The organism is Nocardia sp. NPDC051981 (assembly GCF_040680715.1).
In the GTDB taxonomy this organism is placed as follows: domain Bacteria; phylum Actinomycetota; class Actinomycetes; order Mycobacteriales; family Mycobacteriaceae; genus Nocardia.
Map to the genome: position 1 here is coordinate 383,667 of NZ_JBFAXK010000005.1, position 9,091 is coordinate 392,757.

Consider the following 9,091-nt stretch of genomic DNA (forward strand, 5'->3'; position numbering starts at 1 on the left):
ATTGTCTACGCCCACAGGATGATCTGCCGCACACATGGCGCACAAGATGAAGGGGCAGTCGTCGTTCGACAAAGGAGCACCCCATGGCCGCCCGCCATCTGCCCACCGTCATCACCACCATCCTCGCCGCGGGCATCGCGTTTGCCGCACCCGCGGCGGCCGCGGTCCAACAGACCGCCGCGGTCACCGGCATGACCTCCGGCCGAATCGGCCCCAGCCTGACCGCACTGGTGGGTCTCTTCAGCGTGGCCATCGGTGGCTCGACCCTGACCCGCGTCGCCCGCAAACGCACCGGGAACCCCCGACGCGGGGCAACAGCGACCCTGGTCTCGGGTCTGATCAGCCTTGCACTGGGCAGCCTGCTCGCAGCCACTGCCGCCGGCGGTCCAGGCACCGGCAACGGGATCGTCGCGTCTTGGGCGGCCATGGGGCTGGGCACAATCGGCCTGATTCTCGGCGGGCTCGTAATCGGCGGATATAAGCCGAGCCGTACGGTCAACAGTAACGCGCTCACATGCCGCTCACGGGTCGCTTCGGACCGACCGAGCCGCGGCCGGCCGAACGCACGGTAATAGCCGATGACAGGGCGATGCCGACCCTGCCGTTCCACGGGGGAGGCCCCGTCGGCGACCGGCACTGACCGTGGCCGCAGGAGCCGATCATCTCGAAGCACTGATGAACGAGACCGGCTGGGAGACAGCACACATCGCCGGAAATTCTCTGGGCGGGTGGATGGCACTCGAGCTCGCCAGGCGTGGCCGCGCGCGCAGCGTGACTGCCATCGCTTCGGCGGGACTGTGGCAGCGCGGCAGCCGCCACGCCGACCGGCTCCGGCGGAAGTTCCAGCTCAGCGCATACCTCGCTCCGCTGTCGCGCGGTTTCGCGAATCCGACACTGGCCGCTATCGGTAAAGCCACCACGACGCGCGTGCTCTGCCACCGGCCAGGGCTCGTCGCGCCCGAGCTGGCTGCGATTGCCCTGCAATCGACTGGATACTGCACCGCGCGCGAGATCAACGCAATCTGGCCGACCGACACCGCGCTGGAGATGCTCGACCAGATCACCACACCGACCACAATCGTCTTCAGCGCGCGTGACCGCGTGGTCCCGCCCTCTCGCTTCGGTGCGCAACTGGTCACGCCCTCAGCCAGCCGTCGGATGGTCATGCTGCCCGATGTGGGGCACGTACCGATGCTCGAGGCTCCCGGCAGAGTGGCTGCCGAAATCCGCCGCACAGCAACAGAACCAGTTGTTGACGCTGCCAGTTGAGGTCGGCAGCCAGGGCTACCGACCGAACGCACTATTTTGCCGCATGCCGCGCTGAGCGAACCGGTCAACTCGGGGCGGCTGGTGACGAGAGGGGCTGCGGCGCAGGAAGTTCCGCCACTGCCGAATGTCGCGTACCTTTGGTCAGATCCGCAGTTCTGGTTCAGCGGGGCTGATCTGGTGTCGGCCGACCCGCAAGCTTTGATGCAAACATTCGGACGCCGTCGATGGCATCGCCTGAACGTGATGCGGTCATTTGGCTGCTCAGTCGGTGATGTGGTCGAAGTCGATGAGCAGGTGTTGGGGGCCGCGGAAGATTTGGCTTCGCCGATACGGTGGCGGGTCGACGACCAGGCGGGGTGAGGAGACGCGGCGTAGGAAGGTTTCCAGCGCCAGGTTGACTTCCAATCGTGCGAGCGGGCCGCCCAGGCAGGTGTGGATGCCGCTGCCCCAGCCGAAATGTTCGTTGTCGGGGCGGTGGACGTCGAAGCGGTCCGGGTTGGCAAAGCGGCTCGGGTCGCGGTTGGCGGCGGCGTAGACCAGGTGCACCGCGGCCCCTTTCGGGATGACGGTGCCGGCGATGTCGATATCGGCGGTGGCGCTGCGGCTGGGGAAGAACTGCACCGCCGCCTGCAGCCGCTGGACCTCTTCGATCGCGCGCGGGATCAGCTCCGGTCGGCTGCGGACCTGGTCGTAGGAACCGGGGTTGCGCAGCAGCGTCATCACACAGTTGGTGATGGTGTTGACCGTCGAGTCATGACCGGCGACCAGCAGCAGCACCGCATTGGACAACACCTGTTCGGCTGGCATCGGACCATCGGGGCCGTGGTCGTGAATCAGTTTGGACAACAAGCCCTGCCCGGGCTCGCGCTGGAGTTGCTCGATCAAGCCGGCCAGATAGCGCATCAGTGCGTCACGGCTTGCGCGGGACTTCTCGGCGCGGGCCTTACCCTGCTCGGTGGTCGCATCGGGGCCCAGATCCATGCCGGTCAGCATGTCGCGGATCCAGGCATGGAACATGGGTTCGTCTGCGAGCGGGACCCCGAGGATCTTGCAGATCACCATCACCGGCACCGGGTAGGCGTAATCGTCGACCACATCCAGCCTGGTCCTGCCGCTGGCCTCGATACCGTCGAGCAGCTGGTTGCACAACCGCACGATGTCGGGCTCCATGCCGGGGATGACATCGGGTGAATGCGGTGAGATGAAGTGGCGCATCACCTGCCGGCGCGCCCGATCGTGCTCGGGGGGATCGGAGACGATGATGCTCGGCCGGCGACCGTAGGCCTGCATATCCTCGGCGCCGGGCTCTGAGCCGGCGCCCGACGTCAGGGTGGCTCCCAGCGGGCTGCGGCTGATATCGGAGCTGACCCGGGGGTCGTGCGCCAATGTCAGTAGTTCCTGATAGCCGGTCACCACGTACAGGTCGTCGGCAACTCGTGCCACGGGGGTCTGGCGGAGTTGGTCGAAGAACGGGTACGGGTCGGCGCGGTGTTCGTATTTCATCGCCTCCGCCCAGGCGCTCGCTGCAGTCATGCTGGCTCCCTTGGTCAGTGGAACTCGGCGCCCCTCGAGGTCGGATCGTGACCGGTCAGCACCACATCGGGAATCTCGGTCGGCACTCGTGGATCGGGGAAGCGCGCCGGCATCGGTGCCGAGTCAGTCGCTTGGTCATAGCCTGGCGGCGGTGGCGGGAACGGCGCCGAGCGCTCGATCATCGCCGCGTAGTACGGCAGCCACTTGCCATGATTGAACGTCACCGCTCCGACGATGCGGCCGCGGTGGCCGTAAGCCGCGGCGAAGCGATAGTCCCCGGGAGACCCCTGGGTGAACACGATCTCATCACCGAACGAGCACACCCCCACACCCTTGATGTTCACCCCGAATTGGCCCGACCAGAACGAGGGCAGCGGCAAGTGCGGTCGCCGCTGGGTCTCCAGGTTGATCATGTTGTTCGCAGCGACCTGCGCCCCGAACACCGCGTTGTCCCAGTGCTCCATCGAAATGAACTGATACCCGTACAGCACGTGTGGCTGACGCGCGACATCCCCGGCCACGAAAATGTTGTCGGTCACCACCCCGTTGATGTCGAACGCGCGACAGCCCGCATCGCAACCCACTCCCCAGAAACCGGCGGCCAGCCCGGCACCGTGCAGCCACTCGACGTTGCGGATCGATCCCAACGACGCCACCACCACATCGACATCGAGCGTGGTCCCATCCGAGAGCCGGGCCCGGCGCACATGCCCGCCGGCATCGCCGTCGAGGCCTTCCACCGACACGCCGGTGCGCAGGTCGACTCCGGCGCCGCGCTGCATCCGGGCGGCGATGTCGCCGATCACTCCGCCCAGCGGTCCCACCAGCGGCCCGCCGCCGCGCTCGGCGACGGTCACCGGCAACCCCAGCTCGCAGCACACCGAAGCCATCTCGGAGCCGACAAAACCCGAGCCGACGACGAGAACCCGCTTCGGGCCTGCCCGCAGCGCCGCCTGCAGCCGGGCCGCGTCATCGCAGGTGCGCACCGTGAACACCCCCTGCAGGGCGCCCTCGGCCGGGTTGAACCACGGCCGTGCCCGAACGCCGGTGGCGATGAGCATCCGGTCGTAGGGCACCGTGTCCCCGGTGGCCAGCAAAACCTGTTTGTTCACCCGGTCCAAACCGGTCGCGGCCACACCTAGACGCCACTGTGCGTCGATGTCCCGCATGCGGGGAAGCTTGGTGTGATCGGCGCGAACCCAGCCCTCGAGGACCTGCTTGGACAACGGCGGGCGGTCGTACGGTTCGTGCGTCTCGTCACCGATGAGGGTCAAAGGCCCACAGAAGCCCTTGTCCCGCAAAGCTTCCGCGGCACGAAGCCCGGCCAGCGACGCCCCCACGATCACGATCCGGCCCTCGGCCCGAAACATCCTGACCAGGTCAGCGGCCAACGACGCGGTGCTCATTCCACAGGCTCCGGCCCGTCCGGGGTAAAGGTCTCCACCACGATCGCCTGGACCGGGCACGCCGCCGCCGCCCGCAACACGCGCTGGCGCTGCGCGTCATCAGGGTTGGGGTCATACGCCAGCGCCTCCTCACCCAGCATTTCGAGCACATCCGGTGCCAGCGGAACGCACTGCGCATACCCCTGACACCGATTCAGATCAACCACGATGCGCATTCCTTCAGCTCCTCATCCGAACCATGTCCCGATGTGGTCACCCCCCCCCCGCGCGAAACCGCTGCGGGCCGGAAACGCGCGCATGCCCGCAAGGCCGACGTGAACTCTCGGAAAGCGATCACGCCCCGAAGCACCGGCACCCGGCGGGCACCTCACAAAGGATTCGTAGCACCCGATACAAAGGATTCGTAGGCCTGACGTCGACGATCCAGTCATTCGCAAGCGGTGCACGCTCATACCAGCCGAAACGTCCGCTTCTGGCACCGCTTCCCGCGCGGTTCAAAGCCGCCAACCGCCGGCGACTCGAAGATCAACGGCGCCGAGATGATCTCGGTCCGTTGGCGTCGACGGAACGTCCGCAAGTGCCGCATGCCGCGCTGACCGAACCGGCTGCGTGGTGCGGCCGACGGCGAGACCGACAGCCCCGTGAGCCGTTAGCGCCGTGCCGAAGGCGGTGTCGAAACAGCCACGCCACGGAGTTTCGCGAGGCTACGCTGCAGTTCGGTCGCTTCAGCCGGAGAAAGCACAGATCCGACGGCGTCGGCGAATGCGCGGTCCAGTACCGTGTTCGCCTGCGCGAGTAGCTCTTTCCCCGTGGGAGTCAACTCGATGATCGACGAGCGCCGATCACCCGGATTGGCCCGACGGGCACACAAACCTGCGCCGCGAGCCGGTCCACTGCCTTGCTCATGCCGCCGACGGTGACCAGCAGCCGGTCAGCCAGATCCTGGACCCGGGCCGGATCCGTCGCCGCGATCACGCGCAGCGTGTCGTACACCCCGATCGAGATACCCAACTCCTCTCGAGGCCGCGCATCGGCCAGATTCCAGATCGACATCGCGGGCATCGAGACCGACGATGTCGTGCTGTATTTCCACGGCGGTGGCTACGCCGCCGGATCCGCCTTCGGCGGTGCGGGTTTGGCCTCGGATATCGCGCGGCGCGCACACGCCCGCGCCATCGCGGTGGAATACTGGCTCCCGAACACCCCCACCCCGCCGCCACCGATGACGCCCTCGCCGCCTACGGCGCTCTGCTCGACAGCGGAGTACCACCCGAGCGCATCGCCTTCGCCGGTGAATCCGCAGGTGGCGGGCTTGTTCTCGCCACCCTGCTCGCCGCGATCGGACCAGGGTTGATTTCTTCCTCGATCCGGCCGGATATGCCATCTACGATGACCTTGGAGATTGCTGGTCCTTCGCCTGGGACAGCGTGGACTACGTGGCGACTGGTAACTGGATGAAGTCGTTGGTAGTTGGCCCGATTGTGATACCCAAGAACGGCAGTGAAGTATTCGTCCTCGGGAGTGCCGAACCAGATGAGGAAATGAAGCGATGGCGGCGGAAGCAAGCAGGCATCATCCATCGCGATGTGCTGGTGTTTCATATCGACGGCGAGCCGTTGGCGGGTGCATCGTTCGCGATAGATAGTTGCAGGTACGACGATCTTGAGAAGTTCGAAAATGATTGTCTTGATGCATTTCTCGAACTCAAGGGGATGAGGATCGAGTTCCGGACCGAGGAGCTGGAAGTCAGGGTAGATGCACCACCATTGAACCTGTCCGGATGGGCAGACATAGCCCTGGTAATCCGACCGAGTGACCGCGGAAGATGAGCCCGGAGACAAAGCGTCCGACCCATCAGGCACAACCTCTTCTGCCGCATACCACGCTGACCGAACCGGCCGGCGCCGGGCATCGGAAAAATCAACTGGCCGTGCCGATCCGAGGCCCGCGGAACATCCGCGACTGCCGATGACCGAGCACCGTGCGTGCTGGTCCTCCGGCATCCGCTGCGATCATGGACGGGCAGTCACCACGGAGGCAGGAGTCGGTATGGCCAAGCTCGATCGTGAGCAACTCATCGAACTAGTCGCGCGACTCGCGAGCGCCGAAGGTAGCGACGAGCAGCTGAATGAATGGCTCACTCAGTTACAAGATTCAGTGGCGGACCCGCAGATCTCCGACCACATTTTCTGGGACTTCTCCGATCCTCCGCTGACTCCTGAGCAGATCGTGGACAAGGCATTGGCCTACAGGCCGATCGTGCTGGGCGGACCGGAATAGCCGACGAAATCCAACGCACTGACATGCCGTATCCCGCGCGGGTCTGACCATCCACTGACTGTTCTTCTCCCTGTTTCCTTATAGGGCCGCCCCTCGAGACCATAGGGGCAAATTCGGCGACGAGAGACGTCGGTGGAGCACGGTGCGGGCTTATCATCAGACGTGTCGGGGAATGTCAATGGACTCGACAATCGGTGGGCCGGGTCCCTGCGACGAACTCGCCGGAAGAAGGTAATGACGATGGCTAACAAGACGCGCCGAACTGCCACATGCCAGCCGCTCGCGAGGGCTGCCCTCGTTGGAGCCGCGATGCTGGTTCCAATGACGGCGGCGGTTCCTGCCGTGGCTGTGCCGATGCCTGTGCCCAGTGTGGTGCAGGACGCTTACCCGCGGGCCGGCGGCGGTTGGGGCACTGACGACTGGGGTGCCGGTGGCTTGGTCGATGGTTGGGGTAGTGGTGATTGGGGCAGTGGTGATTGGGGTGATTGGGGTAGCGCAGTTTTGGGTGGCGGCTTGTTCGGCAGTAGCTGACCGAACCTATTTGCGCGGGATAGAGATTGGCCGGCTGGCGGCAAACCGGTTCGACCGCAGTACTTTTCGGGCCTGAAGCCAGTTGCTGCGAGAAGCCGGGGGGCGATGGGATCCCATTCGCTTCGGCTGCTCGGATCGCTCGTGCATTCGAGTTCGCGGACTATGACCTGGCTGGAATCGAGCTCAGGACAGCTGATTTCGGTCGTGGGTCATCCCGAAGATGGCAAGCAGTCTGCGACCGGGCTGCCGACGACATCATCGACCGGCTCATACTGTGCACGAGTGATCCCTCCGTGCGTTCACGGGTAGCGGCGCCCGCGCCGCTGCCGCTTGACTGCAGATCTTGACAACCCGCCTCGGGCAGCGCATCATTTAACCACTTGGTTAATTAACCGAATGGTGTAATAAACGTCATGTCCGAGGATCAACTCGACTCCGTCTTCGCCGCTCTGTCCGATGCGACCCGGCGGGCGATACTCGCCCGGCTCGCGGAAGGGGAAGCGACAGTCGGCGAGCTGGCCGAACCGTTCGCGATGAGCTTGCCCGCCGTCTCCAAACACCTGAAGGTGCTCGAGCGCGCCGGGCTGATCACCCGAAGCCGCGACGCACAGTGGCGTCCTTGTCGACTCGAGCCCGCCCCGCTAGCAGCGGCGACCGACTGGCTGGAGCGCTACCGAAACTTCTGGGGCGATCGCCTCGATCGCCTCGACGAACATCTGCAACGCATTCAACATAAGGAGCTACCGTGACCGAACACCTGGACCTGCCACAGGGGGACCTGCGGCTGCTGGATACCACTATCGCGCGCGAACTGCTGGTGGCGAATCTGCCTGCGCGGCTGGCCTTCACCGCCGCCGACGGCACCCCACGCGTTGTCCCGATCAACTTCTGGTGGAATGGCGAGGAGGTGGTGATGACCGGATTCGCGCCCTCGCAGAAGAACCGTGCGTTGCGCGCTCGGCCCGATGTCGCCCTCACCATCGACACCAACGACGCTCCGCCGCAGGTGCTGCTGCTGCGTGGCCGTGCTGAGATCACCGAATCCGACGGCCTTCTACCTGAATACGCGGCGGCCATGCGCAAGGGCGGCGACCCCGCGGTGGAGGAGTATCTGCAGTTTGTGGCCGGGATGGCGCCCCGTATGGAGCGCATCGCCGTGCGACCCACCTGGGCTGCGGTGATGGACTTCCGTACCCGCTTCCCCAGCGGCGTACCCGACTGGATGACCGGTCAGCAGCCCGCCTGAACCCCTCGCGAGAATCCAAGAGAACCAACGCCTCATGAGCAACCGCGAATTCACCCTTGTCCGTGTCTTCGACGCGCCCCGGGACCTGGTCTTCCGGGCCTGGATCGAACCCGACCAGATCGCCGAATGGGCCGGCCCCCACGGCTTCACCACCCGCCGCGACAGCATCGTCGCCGAACCAGTCCCCGGCGGCCGCTACGAATCGATCATGGTCTCCGACACCGACGGCACCGAATACCGCAACGTCGGAAGATTCCGGGAGATCGTCGAACCCGAACGGTTGGTGTTCACCTGGGGTGACCCCACTGGCGATGGCGGCCCCGAGCGGGACTCCGTCATCACGGTCACCTTCGCCGATGCCGGAGATGGCAAGACCGCCATGAACTTCCACCTGCTGGCTCCCGGCCCGTTGTCCTCGGACGACAGCGCGGCCTACGGCTGGGGCCAAAGCTTGGACCGCCTCGCGCATATCCTTTGACAGCGGCTGTGGTCCGGGAGACGGGACCCGATATCGCAATCGGCAGAACGAAATCTGGTCGAACCTGCGAACCGCACTCACCGACATCTATCTGGCCAATGTGACTCCACAACTGCGTAGCCGACTGTTCGCTCTCATGCCTGCCGACCTCGAGCCCGGACAGTGCCACCAGTGGCTACGTGAACCCGCCGGCGTCATCGCACGGACGCGGTCCGCCTGCCCTGAGCATCGGCCTGACACTCAATTGGTCGGCGGGAATTGCCCCTTCGCCACTACCTTGCCACCCGAGAGTGTGAAGGTCACCACGCTGGGGCCGCCGCTCGGGCAGCACAGGGCGTCACTGGATTT

General features: G+C 65.4%; 10 protein-coding genes and 2 pseudogenes. 8 read left to right on the forward strand and 4 right to left on the reverse strand.

Annotation, left to right across the window (positions count from 1 at the left end; genetic code table 11):
• The first annotated feature begins 83 nt into the window (after nt 1-83).
• Nucleotides 84-572, forward strand: a complete 489-nt coding sequence (locus AB0L60_RS13210; protein WP_364611978.1) for a DUF6223 family protein — start codon at nt 84-86, stop codon at nt 570-572.
• 58 nt (nt 573-630) lie between these two features.
• A pseudogene (locus AB0L60_RS13215) lies at nt 631-1,269 on the forward strand (alpha/beta hydrolase); the annotation flags it as partial.
• Between the two features lie 261 nt (nt 1,270-1,530).
• On the opposite strand, the gene AB0L60_RS13220 reads toward AB0L60_RS13215, so the two are convergent.
• The 4 genes from AB0L60_RS13220 to AB0L60_RS13235 all read right to left on the reverse strand — a co-directional run bounded on the left by AB0L60_RS13220 (nt 1,531) and on the right by AB0L60_RS13235 (nt 5,270).
• Nucleotides 1,531-2,802: a cytochrome P450 gene (locus tag AB0L60_RS13220; RefSeq protein ID WP_364611981.1), complete on the reverse strand. Its 1,272-nt coding sequence runs from the start codon at nt 2,800-2,802 to the stop codon at nt 1,531-1,533.
• A gap of 14 nt (nt 2,803-2,816) precedes the next feature.
• A complete protein-coding gene (locus tag AB0L60_RS13225; protein ID WP_364611984.1) occupies nt 2,817-4,208 on the reverse strand; it encodes an FAD-dependent oxidoreductase in 1,392 nt (463 codons plus the stop codon).
• Complete coding sequence (locus AB0L60_RS13230) at nt 4,205-4,423, reverse strand: ferredoxin (protein ID WP_364611987.1); 219 nt, start codon at nt 4,421-4,423, stop codon at nt 4,205-4,207. Before AB0L60_RS13230 ends, AB0L60_RS13225 begins: the two co-directional genes overlap by 4 nt.
• 601 nt (nt 4,424-5,024) lie before the next feature.
• The gene (locus AB0L60_RS13235; protein WP_364611990.1) at nt 5,025-5,270 is read right to left on the reverse strand and encodes a MarR family winged helix-turn-helix transcriptional regulator; all 246 of its coding nucleotides are present in this window, start codon (nt 5,268-5,270) and stop codon (nt 5,025-5,027) included.
• A 16-nt stretch (nt 5,271-5,286) separates the two neighbouring features.
• Between AB0L60_RS13235 and AB0L60_RS13240 the strand changes: the two are divergent.
• The 6 genes and pseudogenes from AB0L60_RS13240 (at nt 5,287) to AB0L60_RS13265 (ending at nt 8,743) form a co-directional block, all read left to right on the forward strand.
• Nucleotides 5,287-5,666 (forward strand): annotated as a pseudogene (locus AB0L60_RS13240) (alpha/beta hydrolase fold domain-containing protein).
• Complete coding sequence (locus AB0L60_RS13245) at nt 5,591-6,037, forward strand: YrhB domain-containing protein (RefSeq protein ID WP_364612038.1); 447 nt, start codon at nt 5,591-5,593, stop codon at nt 6,035-6,037. Before AB0L60_RS13240 ends, AB0L60_RS13245 begins: the two are co-directional and overlap by 76 nt.
• A gap of 220 nt (nt 6,038-6,257) precedes the next feature.
• The gene (locus AB0L60_RS13250) at nt 6,258-6,488 is read left to right on the forward strand and encodes a hypothetical protein (RefSeq protein ID WP_364611993.1); all 231 of its coding nucleotides are present in this window, start codon (nt 6,258-6,260) and stop codon (nt 6,486-6,488) included.
• Nucleotides 6,489-7,432: 944 nt separating this feature from the next.
• A complete protein-coding gene (locus AB0L60_RS13255; protein ID WP_364611996.1) occupies nt 7,433-7,768 on the forward strand; it encodes a metalloregulator ArsR/SmtB family transcription factor in 336 nt (111 codons plus the stop codon).
• Complete coding sequence (locus tag AB0L60_RS13260; RefSeq protein ID WP_364611999.1) at nt 7,765-8,265, forward strand: pyridoxamine 5'-phosphate oxidase family protein; 501 nt, start codon at nt 7,765-7,767, stop codon at nt 8,263-8,265. Before AB0L60_RS13255 ends, AB0L60_RS13260 begins: the two co-directional genes overlap by 4 nt.
• A gap of 34 nt (nt 8,266-8,299) precedes the next feature.
• Nucleotides 8,300-8,743 (forward strand): SRPBCC domain-containing protein, encoded by a 444-nt coding sequence (locus tag AB0L60_RS13265; protein ID WP_364612002.1) that lies wholly within the window; start codon nt 8,300-8,302, stop codon nt 8,741-8,743.
• The last annotated feature ends 348 nt before the right edge of the window (nt 8,744-9,091 follow it).

Excerpts from the sequence above, each read along its gene's own strand:
- AB0L60_RS13230 (WP_364611987.1), bottom strand. The coding sequence starts at position 4,423 with ATGCGCATCGTGGTTGATCTGAATCGGTGTCAGGGGTATGCGCAGTGC.
- AB0L60_RS13235 (WP_364611990.1), bottom strand. The coding sequence starts at position 5,270 with ATGCCCGCGATGTCGATCTGGAATCTGGCCGATGCGCGGCCTCGAGAG.
- AB0L60_RS13225 (WP_364611984.1), bottom strand. The coding sequence starts at position 4,208 with ATGAGCACCGCGTCGTTGGCCGCTGACCTGGTCAGGATGTTTCGGGCC.
- AB0L60_RS13265 (WP_364612002.1), top strand. The coding sequence starts at position 8,300 with ATGAGCAACCGCGAATTCACCCTTGTCCGTGTCTTCGACGCGCCCCGG.
- AB0L60_RS13255 (WP_364611996.1), top strand. The coding sequence starts at position 7,433 with ATGTCCGAGGATCAACTCGACTCCGTCTTCGCCGCTCTGTCCGATGCG.
- AB0L60_RS13220 (WP_364611981.1), bottom strand. The coding sequence starts at position 2,802 with ATGACTGCAGCGAGCGCCTGGGCGGAGGCGATGAAATACGAACACCGC.
- AB0L60_RS13210 (WP_364611978.1), top strand. The coding sequence starts at position 84 with ATGGCCGCCCGCCATCTGCCCACCGTCATCACCACCATCCTCGCCGCG.
- AB0L60_RS13250 (WP_364611993.1), top strand. The coding sequence starts at position 6,258 with ATGGCCAAGCTCGATCGTGAGCAACTCATCGAACTAGTCGCGCGACTC.